Source organism: Arthrobacter sp. 05N33_2, assembly GCF_056397425.1.
Genome location: NZ_JBFTNJ010000005.1, coordinates 1 through 20,513, shown reverse-complemented (window position 1 = coordinate 20,513; position 20,513 = coordinate 1). Strand labels below are relative to the sequence as shown.

17 protein-coding genes and 1 tRNA gene are annotated in these 20,513 nt (G+C 67.4%); 5 read left to right on the top strand and 13 right to left on the bottom strand.

Annotated features, from left to right (window positions below; all coding sequences use genetic code 11):
- Positions 1-19 precede the first annotated feature (19 nt).
- Positions 20-1,258 carry an acetyl-CoA C-acetyltransferase gene (locus AC1DHX_RS05390; RefSeq protein ID WP_476899889.1) on the top strand — a complete coding sequence of 413 codons (1,239 nt, stop codon included), beginning with the start codon at positions 20-22 and terminating at the stop codon, positions 1,256-1,258.
- A 111-nt stretch (positions 1,259-1,369) separates the two neighbouring features.
- On the opposite strand, the gene AC1DHX_RS05385 is transcribed toward AC1DHX_RS05390, so the two are convergent.
- The gene (locus AC1DHX_RS05385; protein WP_476859150.1) at positions 1,370-2,272 is read right to left on the bottom strand and encodes a Bax inhibitor-1/YccA family protein; all 903 of its coding nucleotides are present in this window, start codon (positions 2,270-2,272) and stop codon (positions 1,370-1,372) included.
- A gap of 164 nt (positions 2,273-2,436) precedes the next feature.
- Entirely contained in the window at positions 2,437-3,387 is a 951-nt protein-coding gene (locus AC1DHX_RS05380) for a hypothetical protein (RefSeq protein WP_476899888.1), read from the bottom strand.
- Positions 3,388-3,895: 508 nt separating this feature from the next.
- Here AC1DHX_RS05380 and AC1DHX_RS05375 point away from each other — a divergent pair.
- The 4 genes from AC1DHX_RS05375 to AC1DHX_RS05360 are packed head-to-tail and all read left to right on the top strand — an operon-like array spanning position 3,896 to position 8,036.
- Positions 3,896-5,179, top strand: coding sequence for a branched-chain amino acid ABC transporter permease (locus AC1DHX_RS05375; protein WP_476856583.1), 1,284 nt, complete (start codon positions 3,896-3,898; stop codon positions 5,177-5,179).
- A 9-nt stretch (positions 5,180-5,188) separates the two neighbouring features.
- The gene (locus AC1DHX_RS05370; RefSeq protein ID WP_223914177.1) at positions 5,189-6,157 is read left to right on the top strand and encodes a branched-chain amino acid ABC transporter permease; all 969 of its coding nucleotides are present in this window, start codon (positions 5,189-5,191) and stop codon (positions 6,155-6,157) included.
- A complete protein-coding gene (locus AC1DHX_RS05365) occupies positions 6,154-7,266 on the top strand; it encodes an ABC transporter ATP-binding protein (protein WP_476859152.1) in 1,113 nt (370 codons plus the stop codon). Before AC1DHX_RS05370 ends, AC1DHX_RS05365 begins: the two co-directional genes overlap by 4 nt.
- Positions 7,263-8,036, top strand: coding sequence for an ABC transporter ATP-binding protein (locus AC1DHX_RS05360; RefSeq protein WP_230009341.1), 774 nt, complete (start codon positions 7,263-7,265; stop codon positions 8,034-8,036). Before AC1DHX_RS05365 ends, AC1DHX_RS05360 begins: the two co-directional genes overlap by 4 nt.
- A gap of 533 nt (positions 8,037-8,569) precedes the next feature.
- On the opposite strand, the gene AC1DHX_RS05355 is transcribed toward AC1DHX_RS05360, so the two are convergent.
- The 11 genes from AC1DHX_RS05355 to AC1DHX_RS05305 form a co-directional block, all read right to left on the bottom strand.
- The gene (locus AC1DHX_RS05355; protein WP_476899887.1) at positions 8,570-9,919 is read right to left on the bottom strand and encodes an ABC transporter substrate-binding protein; all 1,350 of its coding nucleotides are present in this window, start codon (positions 9,917-9,919) and stop codon (positions 8,570-8,572) included.
- 318 nt (positions 9,920-10,237) lie between these two features.
- Positions 10,238-10,311, bottom strand: a tRNA-Leu gene (locus AC1DHX_RS05350).
- Positions 10,312-10,343: 32 nt separating this feature from the next.
- Positions 10,344-11,288, bottom strand: coding sequence for an N-acetyltransferase (locus AC1DHX_RS05345; RefSeq protein ID WP_476899886.1), 945 nt, complete (start codon positions 11,286-11,288; stop codon positions 10,344-10,346).
- 125 nt (positions 11,289-11,413) lie between these two features.
- Complete coding sequence (locus tag AC1DHX_RS05340) at positions 11,414-12,916, bottom strand: NAD(P)/FAD-dependent oxidoreductase (protein WP_476899885.1); 1,503 nt, start codon at positions 12,914-12,916, stop codon at positions 11,414-11,416.
- Between the two features lie 38 nt (positions 12,917-12,954).
- A complete protein-coding gene (locus AC1DHX_RS05335; RefSeq protein ID WP_476859154.1) occupies positions 12,955-14,367 on the bottom strand; it encodes a S8 family serine peptidase in 1,413 nt (470 codons plus the stop codon).
- Between the two features lie 66 nt (positions 14,368-14,433).
- Entirely contained in the window at positions 14,434-15,393 is a 960-nt protein-coding gene (locus AC1DHX_RS05330; protein WP_476899884.1) for a Ppx/GppA phosphatase family protein, read from the bottom strand.
- Positions 15,390-16,193, bottom strand: a complete 804-nt coding sequence (locus tag AC1DHX_RS05325) for a DUF501 domain-containing protein (protein ID WP_476859156.1) — start codon at positions 16,191-16,193, stop codon at positions 15,390-15,392. Before AC1DHX_RS05325 ends, AC1DHX_RS05330 begins: the two co-directional genes overlap by 4 nt.
- Positions 16,194-16,259: 66 nt before the next feature.
- Complete coding sequence (locus tag AC1DHX_RS05320; RefSeq protein ID WP_476899883.1) at positions 16,260-17,051, bottom strand: FtsB family cell division protein; 792 nt, start codon at positions 17,049-17,051, stop codon at positions 16,260-16,262.
- An 86-nt stretch (positions 17,052-17,137) separates the two neighbouring features.
- Positions 17,138-18,418 (bottom strand): phosphopyruvate hydratase, encoded by a 1,281-nt coding sequence (gene eno, locus AC1DHX_RS05315; protein WP_018774732.1) that lies wholly within the window; start codon positions 18,416-18,418, stop codon positions 17,138-17,140.
- Positions 18,419-18,607: 189 nt separating this feature from the next.
- On the bottom strand, positions 18,608-19,237 hold the full coding sequence (locus tag AC1DHX_RS05310) for a MazG nucleotide pyrophosphohydrolase domain-containing protein (protein WP_476859220.1): 630 nt from the start codon (positions 19,235-19,237) through the stop codon (positions 18,608-18,610).
- A 121-nt stretch (positions 19,238-19,358) separates the two neighbouring features.
- Positions 19,359-20,513 (bottom strand): adenosine deaminase (locus AC1DHX_RS05305; RefSeq protein WP_476899882.1); only part of this gene is annotated, 1,155 nt, incomplete at its 5' end.

Genomic DNA, 20,513 nt, shown 5'->3' with positions numbered 1-20,513 from the left:
CGGGGCGTAGTCTGGGCGCATGCCAGAAGCTGTCATCGTTTCTACCGCCCGGAGCCCGATCGGCCGGGCTTTCAAAGGGTCCCTGAAAGACGAACGTCCCGACGATCTCGCCGCGGCCATGATCACAGCGGCCCTCGCCGGGATTCCTGCGTTCGACGCCGCCGCCGGGCCAGGCCGCGGCCTGGACGACATCTATCTGGGGTGCGCCGAGCCAAGCGGTGAGGCCGGCTCCAACATGGCCCGGGTGGTCAGCATCCTGGCCGGGCTGGACAACGTTCCGGCCGCCACCATCAACCGTTTTTGTGCCTCCAGCCTGCAGACSMTCCGSATGGCCTTCCACGCCATCAAGGCCGGCGARGGSCAGGCGTTCGTGGCCGCCGGGGTGGAGGCGGTGTCGCGCTACCGGGAGTGGTCCGGTGCCGGTGAGACCGACGCCAGCACGCACAATCCGCGCTTCGAGGCGGCCCGGAAACGCACCGAGGCCCGTGCGGCCGCCAACACGCCGTGGACCGACCCGCGGCTGGGTGGCCGGATGCCGGACGTGTATATCGCCATGGGCCAGACGGCGGAGAACGTCGCTACAAGCTACGGCATCACCCGCGCGGAGCAGGACGCCTGGGCGGTGCTCAGCCAGAACCGGGCCGAGGCGGCCATCGCCTCCGGGTTCTACGCCCGCGAAATCACGCCGTATACCCGCACCGACGGCTCGGTGGTGGACCGCGACGATTCGCCGCGTCCCGGTGTGAGCGCGGAGGCCGTCGGCGCCCTGCAGCCCGTCTTCCGCAGTAGCGGCACTGTGACGGCCGGGAACGCGTGCCCGCTCAATGACGGGGCCGCCGCCGTCGTGGTCATGAGTGACTCGCGCGCCCGCGAACTGGGCCTCGAACCGCTAGCCCGGATCGTCTCCACCGGTGTCAGCGCCCTGTCCCCGGAGTTGATGGGCATGGGGCCGGTGGAGGCGACCCGCCGGGCACTCGCGATCGCTGGGCTGGGCATCGGGGACATCGACCTGGTGGAGCTCAATGAGGCCTTCGCGGTCCAGGCGGTGGCCAGCGCCCGGGAGCTCGGCATCGATCCGGAGAAGCTCAATGTCCACGGCGGCGCCATCGCGCTCGGCCACCCCTTCGGGATGACCGGCGCACGCATGACCACCACGCTGCTCAACGGGCTCCGCGCCCGCGATGCCTCCCTCGGCCTGGCCACGCTGTGCGTCGGCGGCGGCCAGGGCATGGCGGTTGTGTTCGAGCGGCTCAGCTGAGGCGTTGCAGCTGATGGGCTGCAGCAGGTTCCCGTCGCCGCAAACACGAGGAGCCCCGCCGTTGGGCGGGGCTCCTCGCGGGAAATCAGGGTCGTTCAGGAACGACGCCGGCTACTCGTCGCCGCGGAGGATGGCCAGGAGCCGGATGATCTCGACGTAGAGCCAGACCAGCGTGACCGTGAGGCCGAAGGCAGCGGTCCAGGAGAATCGCTGCGGGGCGCCGGCGCTGATGGCCGCCTCGATGGACGTGAAGTCCATGATCAGGGAGAAGGCGGCCAGGCCAATCGCCAGCACGCCGATGAAGACGCCGAGCGGGATGCCCATGATCTCCACGCTGGTGCTCAGTCCGAACGGCGTGGTCACGGCCCCGGTCATCATCATGAAGAGGTTGATGAGCGCGAACACCGCATAGCCGATCAGTGCGATCATGAAGAACCGCATGAGCTTGGGCGTCGCCCGGACCTTGCCGCTCTTGAATAGCACCAGCGTCACGGCGAAGACGGACAGCGTCCCGACGACGGCCTGGATGCCGACTCCCGGGAACAGGTTGTCGAGGATGCGGGTCAGGCCGCCGAGGAAGAATCCTTCGAGCAGGGCGTAGGCCAGGATCAGTCCGGGCGACGGCTGCTTCTTGAAGGTGTTGACCATTGCGAGGGCGAAGCCGCCGAGGGCTCCGAGGATCATCAGCATGGATCCAGTGCCCTGCGGGACGGCGAGCGCCACTGCGGCGCCGACTACCAGGATGCCGAGGCACCCGGCGGTCTTGACGATGACGTCGTCGTACGTCATCCGTCCAATGTCAGCCGGCCCGGCCGCCGGGCGGTTGTACAGGTCCTGGAGCTGTTCCTGGGTCATGCCCTGCTGGGCCGATTTCCACCCGCCCTGGCCCGGGGCCTGGCCGTAAGCGGTCTGGCCATACGGGTTCTGACCGTATGGGGCCTGCGGGGCAGGCGGTGCCTGGGTGGCTTCGCGGAAATTCTTTCCGCTGAAGATCGGGTTTCCGCCATGTGCCATTGCGGGTGTCCTCCAAAATAAGGGGGTGGGTGATGTTCCGGTGCGATGCGGACTAGTGCGTTGCGGACTAGACGAAACAGGGTTTTATATAGTCACGCTACCAATTCCCACGGCTGACAGGGAGGGATAGTTCCCCACGGGGACCGCCGCAACCGAACCGTGATCTAGGTCAGCGGGTTTTTCAGGCCGAGCATGTCCGCGGACGYCGGCCTCCCGGCGCGGCTCGCGAGAGTGCGGCTCGCGACAGTGCGGCTCGTGACGGTGCCGGCCGCGAGCAGGCCGGACTGTCCGTCACCGTGGAAATCGTCGAACCGCCGCGACGGGTCCCCCTTCGGCTCCGGGAGGGGGCCGGGAACCGGCGCCGGCGTTCCCGTGCCGCTGTTGACAATGACGTCGTCGATATAGATGTCGGCCATTTGCTGATCGTGTTCGGAGCCAAGCTGGAGCGTGTCGAGCGTCGTGGCGGAAATACTGACAGTGCCGGCGTAGACCGAACGCCCGTCCCACCAGACTTGGACGTTGGTCCCGGGGCCGTTGGGGACCACGTGCATGACGAGCCGGTGCCAGGAGTCAGTCGGGACGTCCCGCCGCAAGGTGGTGTAGGCGAACCCTGCGGGTGACGAGGTACGGAGCACGAGCTCATGGGAGATGTTCTGCCGGAAAACATCCAGGACGCGGACTCCGCCGGCAAAGAACCGGAAGTAGGGAACATTGTTTCCCGCCATTCCTTCGGCGGCGATGTTGAACCAGCCGTCCGCATATGCCTCCGTGGTCCCGGGGGTCAGGCCCACCGTCAGCCTGGCGATGGAGCCCGGCGCCGCGGTGGTGTGCAGGAGGGCGGCACAGTTCCCGGAGTGCGAGAGCCCGGTGGACACCGAGGCGTTCCCCGTCCCGGCCGCGGAAATGCCGAACCCGTCCAGGGTGCCTGCCTCGAAGCTGGACGCCGCCGCCTGGATCCCCGGATAGGGGTCCCTGAGTGCCTCCGTGGAGGGAACGCAGGCCTGCGCCCCAGCGGGTTCGGGGCCCAGGCTGAGCGCCGGGAGGCCCAGGATCGCCAGTACAAGCGAACCCGCGAGGCACAGCTTGACCACCCGGTTCATCAGTCGGCCCTCCACGATCGGCCCCTGCCTTCGGCGCCGGCCGGATCCCGGAACGAACGGACTCGGGTTCTGGCGCTCTTCGCACCATAACGCCGGCGGGCTTGGGAAAAGCTTGGGGGTGGCGGTGACGCGGGCCGGAGCGGACGTGCCCGGCCGCCCGCGCCAGCCCCGAGTGGCCCGGCGAATTGGGGACCGGGCAGGCCACTGTTTAGGCATACTCGGAATCAACAAAAGTTTTCTTTAGCTGGGCTACAGCAAGGTGTCGGCGGCGCTACACGGTTGTTACCCGATCGCGACGTTCTCCCTGCTCGCGGCGGCATTCTTTGGGTCCCCCGGGCTGTAGCATAGGCCACACAGGGTGACGGACATCACAACACATGATCGTAATGCCAGACGCTCGTCCCCTGACCGTTCGCAACGGTTGCAAAGGCGCAACCCACAGCACCCCCATGTGGAGGTTTTCAATTTGAGAAGCACAACGAGCGGCCTGTCGCAGAGACGGCGCGGCAGACTATTGAGGGCTGTGGGGTCAGTATTTGCAGCCACGGCTGCGCTACTGCTCATCGTGGCCCCGGCGTCCAGCGCCACGACCCCCTCGCCGACACCATCCCCGTCGGCCACCCAGTTCACGAACAGCATCAGCGGCTTCCTGCGCGGCGACGACCGCGCACCGATCCCCGGGGTGACCATCACCGCCACGAGCGGCGATTTCACGGGAACCACGAAATCGGGAGCCAACGGCGCCTGGACCATCGGCGTCCCCACCCAGGGAACCTACGAGGTCAAACTCGATGAGTCCACGCTTCCGCAGGGCATCAAACTGGCCGAGGGCCAGGAGAACCCCCGCAACGTCACCTTCAGCCAGACCTCAAACCTCTCGGTGATCTTCACGTTTGGCAAGGGCATTGTCGTGGAGCAGCAGAACTTCATGCAAAACCTGCTCAACCGGCTGGTGGCAGGCCTGAGCTTCGGCCTGTTGCTCGCCCTCGCGTCCGTGGGCCTGTCCCTGATCTTCGGTACCACCGGCCTGACCAACTTCGCCCACGGTGAAATGGTCACCCTCGGCGCGGTGCTGGTGTTCGCCTTCAACCAGATGCACCTGCCGTTCTGGCTGGCCGTCATCCTGGCCGTCATCGGCGGCGGATTGTTCGGCTACGTCCAGGACGCGGGCCTGTGGAAACCCCTGCGGCGCCGCGGAACCGGACTTGTTCCGATGATGATCGTCAGCATCGGCCTCGCCCTGTCCGTGCGCTACATCATCCAGTTCTACTTCGGCGGCGCCACCCAGCAACTGCCGTTCGCCCAGAGCGTGGAAATCCTGATCGGCCCGATCTCCATCTCCCCCAACAACCTCTTGTCCCTTCTCGTCAGCGCCGTCGTGATCGCCGCCCTCGGGATCGTCCTGCTCAAGACCCGCCTCGGCAAGGCCACCCGTGCTGTGGCCGACAACCCGGCGCTGGCCGCGGCCTCCGGCATCGACGTCGACTCCGTCATCCGGATCGTCTGGGTGGTCGGCGGCATGCTCGCCGCCCTCGGCGGCATCCTCTGGGCCTACTACCGTCCCGGCGTCACCTTCGACATGGGCTCGCAGATCCTGCTGCTCATCTTCGCCAGCGTCACCCTCGGCGGCCTCGGCACAGTCTGGGGCGCCCTGGTCGGTTCCATCATCGTCGGCATCTTCGTTGAGCTGACCACCGTGTTCGGCCTCGCAGCCGACCTCAAATACGTGGGAGCGTTGTTCATCATGATTGTTGTCCTCTTGTTCCGCCCTCAGGGCATTCTGGGCCGCAAAGAGCGCGTGGGTTAGGAGACAGCCATGGACTTCGGATTCATATTTTCCAGCGCCGCCGGCGAACTTTTCAGCCCGACGACAGCTGCCTACGCCCTGGCCACCCTCGGCCTCGCGGTTCACTTCGGCTACACCGGCCTGCTCAACTTCGGCCAGGCAGGCTTCATGGCGGTGGGAGCCTACGGCTTCGCCATCTCCACACTGACGTTCCATGTGCCGTTCTTCGTCGGACTGCTCATCGCCGTCGTCGCCTCCGCCATCTTCGCCCTGCTGCTGGGTATCCCGACGCTGCGGCTGCGGGCGGACTACCTGGCCATCGTGACCATCGCGGCGGCCGAAATCGTGCGCTACATCGTCACGACCAACCAGCTGACCGCCGTCACCGGCTCGGCCAACGGCCTGGCCGCCTTCGAGGGTGATTTCTACGCCATGAACCCCTTCCCGCCGGGGACCTACGTTGGCATGAACAACCGCGACTTCTTCATCCGGGTGGTCGCCTGGGCAGTCGTGGCCCTCTTCTGCACCCTGGTCTGGCTGCTGATGCGCAGCCCCTGGGGCCGGGTACTCAAGGGCATCCGCGAGGACGAGAACGCCGTCCGCTCGCTCGGCAAGAACGTGTACGCCTACAAGATGCAGTCCCTGATCATCGGCGGCGCGCTCGGTGCCCTGGCAGGCATGATCTTCACGATTCCCCGCGGCGCGGTGCAGCCTGCCAACTACGGCACGGAATTGACGTTCTTCCTCTACACCTGCCTGCTGCTCGGCGGCCTCGGCACTGTGCTCGGCCCGGTGGTCGGCGCGATGATCTTCTGGGTGGTGCTCTCGCTCACCCAGGGCATCCTCTACGGCCTGATCGAGTCCGGCACCATCACGTGGCTGAACACGGTCCAGGCCGGGCAGCTGCGTTACATCCTGGTCGGCGTGGCGCTCATGCTGCTGATGATATTCAGGCCCCAGGGCGTTCTCGGCAATAAGAAGGAGCTGGCATTCGCATGAGCATTCCAAGCGAAGAGTCACGGGACGAACCCCGCACGTCGGAAGAGATCGACTACATGACGGACAACCGTCCGATCGCGGCCGGCGAGATCGCGCCCGGTTGCAAGAAGCGTGATCCGATCGTGGTGGCAGAAAACGTCACCCGCACCTTCGGCGGCATCAACGCCGTCGACGTCCAGTACCTCGAGATCCCGCGGCACAAGATCACCGCGCTGATCGGCCCCAACGGCGCCGGCAAGACCACCTTGTTCAACCTGCTGACGGGATTCGATACCCCGAACTCGGGTACCTGGCAGTTCGAGGGCAACAACATCGCCGGCGTCTCCTCGTACAAGGTTGCCCGGATGGGGATGGTGCGCACGTTCCAGCTCACCAAGGTCATGGGCAAGCTCACCGTCATGGAGAACATGCGCCTCGGCGCCTCCAGCCAGTCCGGGGAACGGCTGTCCAAGGCTTTGTTCAAGGGCATCTGGGGCGGCCAGGAAAAGAAGATCACCCAGGAAGCCAACGTGCTGCTGGAGAAGTTCAAACTGGACGCCAAGAGGGACGACTACGCGGCGTCGCTGTCCGGCGGGCAGCGGAAGCTGCTGGAAATGGCCCGCTCCCTCATGGTGCGGCCCAAGCTGGTCATGCTCGACGAGCCGATGGCCGGCGTCAACCCGGCGCTGACGCAGTCGCTGCTGGACCACATCAAGAACCTCAAGGCCGAGGGCATGACCGTCTTGTTCGTCGAGCACGACATGAACATGGTCCGCCACATCGCCGACTGGGTGGTGGTGATGGCAGAGGGCAAGATCGTGGCCGAAGGGCCTCCCGCCGAAGTCATGAAGAACCCCGCCGTGATCGACGCCTATCTCGGCGCCCACCACGACGTGGATCTCGGCGACGCCGAGGGCATCAAGGAACTGGCCGCGGAGCTGGTCGCCGACGAGGAATCGATTGTCGGCACTGAAAACGCCGGCATCATCTCCGCCGACGTCCTCACCACCGAGGCGGAGGAGGCGGCGAACGGGACAACGCGCGGCCGCCGCAGCGCCGGAGAGCCGAACCGCGCCGAAGAGCCAAACCGCGCCGAAGAGCCAAACCGCACAGAGAAGGACAAAGAATGAGCGCCACCAGCGCGGCACCGGCCGCCCAGCCCGCCTTCGATGGCGACTCGGTCGTGAAGGTCACCGATCTGGTGGCTGGTTACATCCCCGGCGTCAATATCCTCAACGGCTGCAGCATCGAGGCCCGCAAGGGTGAGCTGATCGGCATCATCGGCCCCAACGGCGCCGGCAAGTCCACGCTGCTGAAGGCCATGTTTGGCCTGGTCAAGGTCCACTCCGGCTCGGTGGTGGTCCGCGGGCAGGACATCACCGGGCTCAAGGCCAACAAGCTGGTCAGCAAGGGCGTCGGCTTCGTTCCGCAGAACAACAACGTGTTCGCCGCCCTGACCATCGAGGAAAACATGCAGATGGGCATGTTCCAGCGGCCCAAGGACTTCGCCAAACGGTTCGACTTTGTCTCCGAACTGTTCCCGGAGCTCGCCAAACGGCGCGCCCAGCGTGCCGGCTCGCTCTCCGGCGGCGAACGCCAGATGGTCGCCATGGGACGGGCCCTCATGATGGACCCGGCCGTTCTGCTGCTCGATGAGCCCTCCGCGGGCCTCTCCCCTGTCAAGCAGGATGAGACCTTCCTCCGGGTCCACGAGATCAACCGGGCCGGCGTCTCCGTCATCATGGTGGAACAAAACGCGCGCCGCTGCCTGCAGATCTGCGACCGCGCCTACGTGCTGGACCAGGGCAAGGACGCGTACACCGGTACTGGCCGGGAGCTCATGAAGGATCCCAAGGTCATCCAGCTCTACCTGGGGACGCTCGCAGACACTGTCGAATAGCGCTTCGGGCAGTATCCCCACAGGGGCCGTCACCAGCCGGTGGCGGCCCTTCTGCGTGCCCGGTGCCTGCTACAACAGTCCGTGGGCCGACGGCATCTCCAGTCGCCTCCGGCCGCCTCCGCAGCCGCTTGCTCGTCGCCCGTCGCCCTTCGTTTGAGCCACGTTTTCGCGGCGGTTTCGGACCGGCGCACCTCGGATCCGCGCCGCCCTCGTCCGAATCCGCAGCGCAAATCCGGTTCCGCAGCCGCCGCACGGCCACGGCAGCCCTTCCCCGCACCTCGTGGCTGCCAAGGCACCTCGGATGTCGACACCACGACGCCGGCCCCTCCCGGCGTCCTCATGTCCTGTTTTCGCACCGGCTCCGGACCGGCGCACCTCGGATCCGCGCCGCCCCTGTCCGAATCCGCAGCGCAAATCCGGTTCCGCAACCGYGTCCGGTTCCGCGGTCCTGACGCTCCGGCCCCGGTCCCCCGCACACAAAAGACCCCCGTCCGGACTGGACGGGGGTCTTTTGTTAGTCGAGGGGAAGCGGCTTACAGCTTGCCGAATTCTTCCTTGACCGGCTTGTAGGTGTTGTCATCCTGGTACTCGTAGATGCCAATGTAGGCTTCCGTCGGGTCGCCGGCGTCGGAGAACGTTACGGGGCCGGACTGGCCGTCGTAGTCGATGTCCTTACCGTTGCGAAGCAGGGTGACGCAGCTCGGGAAGGTGTTGCACTTCTCCCCACCCTCAGAGACGTCCTTCAGGTGCGCCGCGATATCAGTGCCCTTGGTGCTCTTGGCTTCCTCAGCCGCCAGCGCGATCAGGTTCACTGCGTCGTAGGACTCGCCGGAGTAGCTGTAGTCCTTCAGCGCCGGGTCAATCGCCAGGAGCTTCTTCTTGAAGTCCTCCTTGGCGAAGGTGCCCGGGATGGTGCCCTGGGCGCCCTTCAGGGTTCCTGCCTGGAAGTCCTTGCTGTAATCGGACATGTTGCCGTCCACCATGAAGATCTGGGTCGGCTTGACGCCCTTGCCCGTCATCAGCGGAACGATGCTCTTGGCCTGGTCGAAGGTGATCAGGGCAATGGCATCCGGCTTGGCGGCCAGAACCTTGTCCACCTGGCTGCTGAACTGGGAATCGCCTTCATTGAACAGCTCCTGGGCCACAACCTTGCCGCCGGCCGCCTCGAAAGCTGCCTGAACGTTCTTAGCAAGGCCGGTTCCGTAGGCGTCGTTCAGGACGATCATGCCGACCGTCTGGGCGCCACAGGTGGCCATGTAGTTGCCGAGGACCTTGCCCTGGAGCACGTCCGAGGGCGCGGTGCGCCAGTAGAGGCCCTTGTCATCCCACGCCGTGAAGTCCGGGGAGGTGTTGGCCGGGGAGAACTGGACGACGCCGGCACCGGTGATCTGGTTGATCACGGTCTTGGAGACACCCGAGGAGGCGGCGCCGACGATTGCGCTGACGCCCTGTCCGAGCAGTGCCGTGGTGGACTGGGTGGCGATGTCGGTCTTGGTGTCGCCGGAGTCACGGTGGATGACCTCCACCGGCTTGCCCAGGACGCCGCCGGCATCGTTGACCTCCTTGATGCCGAGGTTGACACCTGCAATTTCGGGCGGGCCGAGGAAGGCCAGCGAACCCGTCGTCGGCAGGAGCGAGCCGATCTTCAGGGGCGTGGGGGTGGTGGTGGCCGAGGCGGGCACAGTGCCCGTTTCGCCGGCGGCGCTGGTACCGCCACCGGTGGCGCTGGGTGCCGGGCACGCGATTCCCGCGGCCGCGGCTGAGCTGGATCCCGACGAACTCGGGGCGGGTGAAYCGCCACAAGCCGTAGCCAAAAGGGCGACGCCGAGGCTAAGCACGGTGAGCTTAGCGACGCGGGGCGCAACCCGGGGGAGTGAAGTCATGTACAAGCTCCTCGATCTAAAGGTGCGAACGGCCTTTGACGCGAAAGATCAGGTGTTCCTGATTCCACTTCAAGCTAGTGCAATTTCGACGTGAAAATAAGTGACTACGGTCACATCCTTATAACACTCGTTGCATAGAGGAAATCTGGACGGTTTGCGGCGGCTGTTTTGTCGGGGGCGACGGCCCGGAACGGCTGCCCGGGTCAGGCGACCCCGAGGGCAAGCACGTGCGTGGGACAAGCCCGTGCGAGGGGCCTGGGAACGCCGGGGGTCAGGGCCACCCGGCTGTCGGGCGCCGCAGGGCGGCGCGCAACTCAGTGCCCCAGGTGGGACTCGAACCCACAACACGCGGATTTTAAGTCCGCTGCCTCTGCCAATTGGGCTACTGGGGCGCCCGGTCAATGGTATCCCGTCGCCGGGCGGATCAGTCCGCGAATGGCCCCGCGTAGCGGAAGGTGCCGCTCACGCCGCCGGGCCAGACGGCGAGCGGCAGCAACTGGAAGTGCGCGGCCCAGCCTGCCTCCGGCGGCGCCACCCCGAGCGAGGTGGACGGAACAAAGCCGAAGCGGGAGTAGTACTCGGGGCTGCCCAGCAGGGCTATCCCCCGCTCCCCCGCGGTGTTGGCCCGCGCCACGGTCTCGTTCATGAGCGCGGTGCCGATGCCGTGGCGCTGCAGCCGCGGCACCACCCCGATCGGCCCGAGGCCGAGCAGCTCCAGACCGTCCACCCACCCGCGGGTGCTGATCACATGCCCCACGATTTCGCCGKCGAGTTCGGCCACGATGCTGAACGCCGGCAGGTATTCCTGGCACTCGAACAACCGCGCCAGCAGCTCCACTTCCTCGGGTTCGCCGTCGACCTGCTCTCCGGTGGCGGGCGAGATGGCAAACGCGGCAGCGGTGAGGGCGAGGATGGCGGGACGGTCCGCCGGCTCCTCGCTGCGCAGCACGAGTTCCGGTGCCGGTTTGTACACCCCGTTGGCCGCGACGAGCTCGTGCAGTACCTCCAGCGCCCGTTCGGTGTCCGCCACCGGCACCAGCAGATGGTCATGGTGGAAGCCGGCAAGGACGTTGCAGCTGATCTTCGCCTCGGTCAGGGCCGCGCTGACGGCAGCCGTGAGGCCGATCGCCTCAAGCGAAGAGTGCACCTGGAGCGTGATCCAGGCCGCGACGAAGTCGTAGGAGAGCCCCAGGCTGTCCGCTTCGTTCCGCGGCAGCACGACGGTCAGCCCTTCCGCCTCACGGACGGCGGCCGCAATGGCCCCGGCCAGGGGCTTGCCGTGCGGCCACAGGGCGTAGACGTATTCGCCCTCGCGCAGTTCGGGGTGCATGGTGGCCAGGAGGGCGTGCAGGTCCTTTTCAGCTGTCATGGAGCCAGTCTAGGCGGGGGTCCCGCGCTCCTGCCCGCTCCCGGCGTCCTGGGGCGGCTGCCCGCCACGAAAACGGCGGCCGCTCCCCCTGGGGGGAACAGCCGCCGTCGAAGGCTCGGATCAGGCTACTTGGAGTCGGCCGGAACAGCTTCCTTGGTGTCGTTCTTGGCAGTGTCGTTCTTGGCAGTGCCACTCTTCGCGGCGTCGTTCTTGGCAGCATCCGCAGGCGTGCCGGCAACGGGAGCAGCGGCAGGCTTCGGGGCCGGCGTCGCTGCGGCCACGAAGGCGCCGCGCGGGTTGTCCAGATCCATCAGCTGCGTGGTGTCGCGGCCCAGGAAGAAGGCCCAGATCCAGCCGGAGATCACGCGGATCTTGCGCTCCACAGTGGGGATGGCCATGCCGTGGTAGCCACGGTGTGCCAGCCAGGCCAGCGGGCCCTTGAGGCCGATGCGGCCAAGCAGGTTGATGTTCGCCACGCCCTTCCATTCGCCGAAGCCAGCGACGGCGCCCAGGTTCTTGTGCTTGTAATCCTTGAGCGGCTTGTCCCAGCGGGAGGCCSACAGGTTCTTGGCGAGGCGCTTGGCCTGGCGCAGCGCGTGCTGCGCGTTCGGCACGCASGTGCCGTCCSGCAGGCCGCTGCCCGTGAGGTCSGGSACGGCMGCRAYGTCGCCGGCGGCCCAGGCGTTSTCGATGATGCCCTCGTCGCCTGCGATGCGCAGATCGGCCAGGACGCGGACGCGGCCGCGCGGCTCGAGCGGGAAGTCGGTGGAGCGGACCATCGGGTTGGCCTGCACACCGGCAGTCCAGACCAGGGTGTCGGTCTCGAATTCCTGGGCCGGGCTCTTGTCCGGGAGGTTGATGAGCTTCAGGGAACCCTCGGCGTTGTCGAGGGAAGTGTTCAGCAGGACCTCGATGCCGCGGCTGCGGAGGTGCTCGACGACCCATTYGGCCTGCGATGCCGTGACCTCGGGCATGATGCGGCCCATCGCCTCGACCAGGACGAAGCGGACTTCCTCCTGCTTGATGCGCGGGTTGTTCTTGACCGCGGCGCGGGCCAGGTCTTCCATTTCGGTGATGCACTCGATGCCGGCGAAGCCGCCGCCGACGACGACGAACGTCAGGGCGCGGGCGCGCTCAACGGGGTCCGTCATGAGGGAACCGGTCTCGATCCGCTCGAGAACCTTGTTGCGCAGGGCGACGGCCTCTTCGATGGTCTTCAGGCCGATGCCCTTGTCCGCGAGGCCCTTGATCGGGAACGTGCGGGTGATGGCGCCGGCGGCAAGCACGACGTCGAAGTAGGGAATCTCGAAGGTGTGGCCACCGTCGGAGGGTGCGACCACTGCCGTGCGGTTGGCGTGGTCGATCGAGGTGACGCGGCCCTGGATGAGTTCCGTCTGCTTCAGGTGCTGGCGGTGCGAGACGACTGCGTGGCGCGCCTCGATGTTGCCGCCGGCAACTTCCGGCAGGAAGGGCTGGTAGGTCATATAGGGCAGCGGATCCACGAGGGTGACAATGCCACCGGCATTCGCGATCTTTTTCTGAAGTTTGAGGGCTACATACAGGCCGACGTACCCGCCGCCGACGACGAGTACCCGGGGACGGTCCTGGAGCTGAAGGGAGGATGCCATATCTCAAGAATACCGTAGTTTGTGAAAACCTTCACTAACTATGACGGCTTGCTGGAGTCCACCGGATTGACGGCCTCGGGTTCGGCCTTGCCGGTCCCGCCCGGCCCGTCCGGGCCGTCCTTCGGCGGCGTGCGCATGGCGGCCCGCAGCTGGAACGCGGCGGCCACAACGATTCCCACGAGCAGGGCTCCGAAGCCCAGGACCACCGCGGCCGGCACGGCACTGTCCAGCTGGGACGGCTTCTCCGCGACGGGCACGGTCGCTTCGGGCAGGGTGGGGGCAGCGCTGGAGGGCGCTGGCTCAGCGGCAGAGGCAGTCGTGGCGAGGTTTCCGCGCCGGTGGACCCGGATCCAGTCCGAAATGGACCCCAGCGGATTGACTTTGGTTTCCGGGACATCGGCCTTGAGTGCGGCCTCGGCGTTCAGCACGCCGAAGCCGTAGAGCGGATCCTTCCCTGGCGCCCCGGCGTCCTTGGCCGTGGTGACGATCCGGTTGATGACCTGGCTGGCGGACATTTCGGGCCATTTGGAGCGAATCAGGGCCGCGACGCCGGACACGATGGGCGTGGCTCCGGAGGTGCCGGCCCAGTCGGCGTAGCCGCCGCCGGGCAGGCCGCCAACCAGGTCCTCGGCGGGAGCTGCGACGCCGATGCTGATGCCTTGGGAGGAGGAGTCGATGCTGGCCGCGCCCGTGCGGTCCAAGCCTGCAACCGTCAGGACGCCGGGGATGGTGGCCGGGGCGCCGACCTGGACGTTGCCGCCCACCCGGTTGCCCGCGGCGGCGACGATCACGACRTCCTTCTGTTCGGCGTAGAGGAATGCCGCGTCCCAGCTCTGCGGCCATTCCGGCGACGTGCTGCCGAGGGAGATGTTGATGACGCGGGCGCCGTTGTCCACGGCCCAGCGCACTGCCTCCGGGATCTGGTCCTGGTCGCTCTTGCCGCCCGGGTTGGCGGAACCGAGCCAGGTGGAGACGGACAGCAGCTGCGCTTCCGGGGCGACGCCGACAACCCCGTCAGGTCCAGCGGCCGGGCCGGCGGCAGGGCCAGTTGCGCTGGCGCTCGGTTTGGCGGTCGCTTCGGGCGCTTGGTGCCCCCGTCCGGCCAGCATGGTGGCCACGAGCGTGCCGTGTTCGGGTTTGGCGCCGATACTCTCCTGGCCGTTGGCCTTGCCGGCGCCGGAAATGTCCGCGCCGCCAGCGAGCACGCCGCCCAAATCCGGATGCCGGCCGTCCACGCCGCTGTCAATCACGGCGACCTTGACCCCGGCTCCCTTGGAAACGTCCCAGGCTTTGGTGATGCCGGACTCGGCGAGCCAGTATTCCTTGTCCCGCCAGGAGTCGGCGTGGGCGGGTGCGGCCAGGGTCAGCGCCGCCGTGGACGCTCCGCCGGCGAGGGCCAAGGCCATCAACGCGGAGGCGGTCCGGCGGCGCCGGGCTGTTGCTCTGGTCATTCAGGTCCTATCGGCGGATGCACCAGCGGCACGGGCGCGCGCTGGGGCACGGCTGCTGGGGCGGGATCATCGGATGCTGAGGGCAATTCCGTCAAGAATATCGTGTTCGCTGCTCACGGCCGTGGTGATGCGCCCGCCGGTGACCTCGGCCAGGCGCTGCAGGACCCGCCGCCAGACCAGTCCACCGGCGCCGATCACGTCCACCCGCCCGGGGTGCATGTAAGGCAGCGCGGCCCGCTCCTCCCGGGTCATTTCGAGCAGCTCGGTGCAGGCTTTCCGGACCGCGTCCAGGTCCAGTTCGGTGCCGTGGATCGCGGCCGGTGAGTACTCCGGCAAGCGCAGCGCGTGCGCCGTGATGGTGGTGACGGAGCCGGCCACGCCGACGACGGCGGTGGCGCGTTCCAGCGGAACGGTTTGTGCCGCCTCGCTGATGGCGGCGTCGACGTCGGCCTCTGCCGCTGCGATCTGATCCGCTGTGGGCGGATCGCTGCGCAGATGCCGTTCGGTCATCCGGACGCAGCCGACGTCGACCGAGCGGGCCGCGATGACGCCGTCGGCGTTGCCCAGCACGAACTCCGTGCTGCCGCCGCCGAGGTCCACCACCAGCACGGGGTCCTGCCCGCGGGAGGGCAGGRCACTGCTGGCGCCGGCGAAGGACAGCGCGGCTTCCTCGTCGCCGGTGATCACCTCGGGTTCGACGCCGAGGATGTCGCGGATGCCGTCGACGAAAACCTGGCGGTTGCGGGCATCGCGGGTGGCGGAGGTGGCCACGAAGCGCACTTTTTCGGCGCCGTGCTCGCGGATGAGGGCAGCGTAGTCCCGGGTCGCGGCGAAGGTGCGCTCAAGCGCTTCCTGGGCCAGTTCACCTGTGGAGTCCACGCCCTGGCCCAGCCGGACCACGCGCATTTCCCGCACGATGTCGGTCAGCCGCGGCGTGGCCAGCCCTGTTGCGCCGCCTGCGCTCACATCTGCGATCAGCAGGCGGATGGAGTTGGTGCCGCAGTCTACGGCCGCGACCCGGGTCACTTGGACTCCCCCGTGCCGGTGGTACCGGCCGTCTCAGCAGCACCGGCGGTGGCGGCCGTGTCAGCGGCGCCGGCGCCGGCGGCGTCGACGCGGGACTTGCGGACCGGCGCGGGCCGGCCCACGATCTCCGGCAGGCCTTGGGGGCCATGGCGGCTGAGGTCCCGGGACGGGGCCTCCCCGCCGGTGTCCCAGGCGCCGTCGCAGTAACAGCGCTCCACGGTCCACCATTCGGCGATGGCCGCGATCGATTCATCGCCCAGCGGGTTCACGCCCGGACCGGCCGCCAGCGAATGCCCCACGAGGACATGCAGGCATTTGACGCGGGTCGGCATTCCGCCGGCGGAGACGCCGTCAATTTCGGGAACGGCCCCGATGCCGGAGCGCGCGCCGATCTCGGCACGGGAGGCCAGATATGCCTCGTGGGCGGACCTGTACCGGGCCGCGAGGCCGGCGTCGGCAGCGAGCCGGTCGTTCATTTCGTTCATCAGCCCGGCGGCCTCCAGCCGCGATACCGCCGACGTGATCACCGGGTGGGTGAGGTAAAACGTGGTGGGGAACGGCGTACCGTTGCTGAGCCGCGGCGAAGTGGCGGCAACGAGCGGGTTTCCGCAGACGCAGCGTGCCGGGATTTCGACGACGTCGCGCACGGGCCGGCCCAACTGGCGGCTGAGGACCTCGAGATCGTGCGGCGACGGCTGGCGGGAGCCCTCCGGGGCGTCTGCCCTGTGCCGTGGTGCCGGGGTCTTGGCCCCGTCGTTGTTCTCGGCTGCTCGGTTCTGGTCCACTCGGTTCTCGTCCACGGGAGTGGCACCTTCCTGCCCTGTTCCGGATTGTCAACGGGACAATCCCGGCGGCGGGCGCCGCTTCTAGTCTGTTGCCGATCGCCTGATGGACTCCCAGAGGGCGTCCACCCAGGGCAGGTTGGCCGGGTCTCGTGCTGATGCTGCACCCGCCGCGCCACCGGACTGCGCGGCAGGAAGATCGCTGCCGAATACCCAGTAGCCCGTCTCTCCGGGCATAACCATGTTAATGCGGTCGMGGGCCTGCTGTTTCACATAGTTGGGATCCTGCCACCGCGACACCTGGCGCTTGAGATCCTCCTGCTTCGTCTGCTTGGCCGCAATATCGGCCTGCAGCGCCGCGATTTCGGCGCGTTTGTCCAGGAAGATCTTGACCGTGGGGGCCAGCAGGATGGTGATGGCAATCATGACGACGCCCAGGGCCAGCAGCCGGCCCGAGAACGCCTTGGCGGGCACGGGGTCCAGGGATTCGTCCGGACCCCCTGCGGCGGTCCGGTTCTGGGCCTTGCCGCCGGCCTTGGCGCCGGCCTTGCCGCCGGACTTGGCGCCGGCCTTCCCGGCCGCCGGGCGGGTCTCGGGCTTTGCCGGTGCTCCTGCCGGGGCTGTTGCGGGACGGGCTCTGGCCGCAGATCCGGCGCCGGTGCTGCCCGGGGCCGGCTTGCCTGTGTGAGCTGACACCCGTGGCGGGGCAGGCGCAGCGCCGGCCGGCGCCGCCGCGCCGCTGCGGGCGCCGCCAAAGTCCGCCTGGATCACCTCGCCGCCGTCGGCTGCTGCCCCCAGACCCGTGGCCGCAGGCTTGGCAGCAGCAGCCTTGGCGGCAGGCGTAGCCCGGGGAACATTGGGGCGTCGGGTTGCCATGTCACTCCTTCAAAAACGGACCAAAAAAAGAACCGGTGGCCATGGTCTTTCAACCATAGCCACCGGTTACCGGTTTTCGCGGCTAACTAGCCCTTGAAACGCGGGAACGCGCTGCGGCCGGCGTACCGTGCGGCGTCGTCGAGTTCCTCTTCGATGCGCAGCAGCTGGTTGTACTTGGCCACGCGCTCGGAGCGTGCCGGGGCACCGGTCTTGATCTGTCCCGCGTTGGTGGCAACGGAGATGTCAGCAATGGTGGTGTCCTCGGTTTCGCCGGAGCGGTGTGAGGTGATGGTGGTGTAGCCGGCACGCTGGGCCAGGGAAACGGCGTCCAGGGTCTCGGTCAGGGAACCGATCTGGTTGACCTTGACGAGCAGCGAGTTCGCGGTCTTGGTGTCAATGCCGCGCTGCAGGATGGCCGGGTTCGTGACGAAGAGGTCATCGCCCACGAGCTGGACCTTGTCGCCGATGGTGTCGGTGAGGGTCTTCCAGCCTTCCCAGTCGTTCTCATCCAGCGGGTCCTCGATGGACACGAGCGGGTAGTCGGCCACGAGCTCGGCGTAGTAGGCGCTCATCTCGGTGGCGGAAAGTGCCTTGCCCTCGAACTGGTACGCGCCGTCCTTGAAGAACTCGGAGGAGGCGACGTCCAGGGCCAGGGCAATGTCCTTGCCCGGGGTGTAGCCGGCGTTCTTGATGGCTTCCTGGATCAGGTCCAGGGCGGCACGGTTGGACGGCAGGTTCGGCGCGAAGCCGCCCTCGTCACCCAGGCCGGTGGACAGGCCCTTGGCCTGCAGGACGGACTTGAGGTTGTGGTAGACCTCGACGCCCCAGCGCAGGCCTTCGGAGAAGGTCTCGGCGCCGATCGGGACGATCATGAATTCCTGGATGTCCACGTCGGAGTCGGCGTGCGAGCCGCCGTTGAGGATGTTCATCAGGGGCACGGGCAGGACGTGCGCGTTGGGCCCGCCCAGGTACTTGTACAGCGGCAGGTCAGCGGAGGCGGCGGCGGCGTTGGCCACGGCCAGGGACACGCCCAGGATGGCGTTGGCGCCGAGCTTGCCCTTGTTGGGGGTGCCGTCCAGGTCGATCATGGCCTGGTCGATGCTGCGCTGGTCGGTCGCGTCGAAGCCGGTCAGGGCCGGGGCGATCTGGTCGATGACCGCGTCGACGGCCTTCTGGACGCCCTTGCCGAGGTAGCGGCCCTTGTCGCCGTCGCGRAGTTCAACGGCCTCGTGCTCGCCGGTGGAAGCGCCGGAGGGAACTGCTGCGCGGCCGATCTGGCCGTCCGAGAGCAGGACTTCAACTTCTACGGTCGGGTTGCCACGGGAATCGAGGATTTCGCGGGCGTGGATGGCATCGATAAGCGCCATGGATATGCTCCTTTGGGTGAAGCGATCTGCAGGGAATCTGACTGCTTGGACTCTGGCTGTACATCAAGCGGAAAAGCCGACGTCGTCGTCGCTACTAGCGTAGTCGAGAGCGGGATAAGTTACGGAAACCTATCCAAACCCCGGACGTCATGATGGTGCCGCTACCGTGCCGACTCTAGTCTGCCAGCGCTATTGTGCCGATGGCCGGGAGCCGGTGCTGTCCTGGAACCGGCGCAGGGCGCCGCGGAGGGCGCGTTCGGCGTCGAGCCCGCCGGCCCGGGCAGCGGCCACGATCCCGAACAGCAGGTCGCCGAGTTCCTCCTCGGCGGCCGGGAGGTCGACGGCGGTTTCGACGGCGGTTCCGACGGCGGTTCCGGCGGCGGTTTGGCCGGCGGCCGCTGCCATGCCCGCGCGTTCGGCGCGGTCCAGGAGCTTTTGGGCCCGCGCGAGGGCCGGCAGCGCGGCGGGAACCCCGTCGAAGACGTGGCCGCGTTCGGGCCTCTCGGCCTTCTTGACGGCGTCCCATTTCAGGACGATCTCCTCCATCGTTGCCGGGAAGGATTCCTGCAGCGAGCCGTCGGGCCGGAACACGTGCGGGTTGCGCCGGATCATCTTGGCCTTCAGGCCCCGGGCGACATCGCCCAGGTCAAAGGCGCCGCGTTCCTCGGCGAGCCGGGCGTGGAGCACCACCTGCAACAGGACGTCCCCCAGTTCAGACTGCAGTTCCGCGTCGCCGGCGCCGGTCTCGATGGTCTCGGCCACTTCATAGGCCTCCTCCAGGAGGTACTCCACGAGGGACTCGTGGGTGAGGGCACCCATCCAGGGGCAATGCTCGCGCAGGGCCGCTATCAGCCCCAGCAGCTCCCCGACCTCGCAAGCTCGGCCAGGGACCCCTGCCGCTGTGGGCCCAGCGAGCCCCTGGACGGGTGATGTGTCCTCGTTAGCCAAGATCGGAGTAGGCCTCATTGATGTATTCGACCAGGGCTTCCTTCTCCTCGAGCGGCAGGAAGGCGGCCTCGGCCGCGTTCAGCGTCAGCTCCAGCAGGTCATCGAGGTCGTAGTCGAACGTCTCAACCAGGAGTTCGAACTCGTCGGTCAGCGTCACGCCGCTCATGAGCCGGTTGTCGGTGTTGATGGTGACGTTGAAGCCGAGCTGGTAGAGCATGTCCAGCGGGTGGCTTTCGATGCCCTCACCGAAGCCGGCAATGGCGCCGGTCTGCAGGTTGGAGGAGGGGCAGATCTCCAGGGCGATGCCACGGTCCCGCACCCAACTGGCGAGCTCGCCCAGGGTCACCATGCCGATGGTGTCGTTGACGGAGTCGTCGAAGCCTTCGGCGTCGGCGGCCTCTTCGTCCTCTTCGAATTCGATCGTGACGTCCTCGGCGATCCGGACGCCGTGGCCCAGGCGCAGGGCCCTGCCGTCGACGAGGGCCGACTGGATGCTTTCCAGGCCGGCGGCTTCGCCGGCGTGGACGGTGGCCGGGAAGTTGTGCTGGGCCAGGTAGGTGAAGGCGTCCTTGAAGCGGGACGGCAGGAAGCCGTCCTCGGCGCCGGCGATGTCGAAGCCGACGGCGCCGTTGTTGCGGTGGCGGACGGCCAGTTCGGCGATCTCCTGGCCGCGGTCGGCGTGGCGCATGGCGGTGATGAGCTGGCCCACCTGGATATCGCGGCCGGTCTCTGCCACGGCGTCCACTCCAGCTTCGAGGCCGGCCTGCACGGCTTCGACCACGTCGTCCAGGCTCAGGCCCTTCTGCAGGTGCTGTTCGGGCGCCCAGCGCACCTCGCCGTACACGACGCCGTCGTCGGCCAGGTCTTCGACGAATTCCTTCGCGACGCGGAACAGGCCCTCCTTGGTCTGCATCACGGCGATGGTGTGGTCGAAGGTCTCCAGGTAGCGGACCAGGGAGCCGGAGTCGGCGGATTCGCGGAACCACTCCCCCAGTGCAACGGGGTCCGTGGACGGCAGCGTGTGGCCGACGGCCTCAGCAAGTTCAATGATGGTGGCCGGGCGGAGTCCGCCGTCCAGGTGGTCGTGAAGGGAAACCTTGGGAAGGCCCTTCAGGTCGAAGTCGAGGTCAGGGGCAGCGTCAGGAAT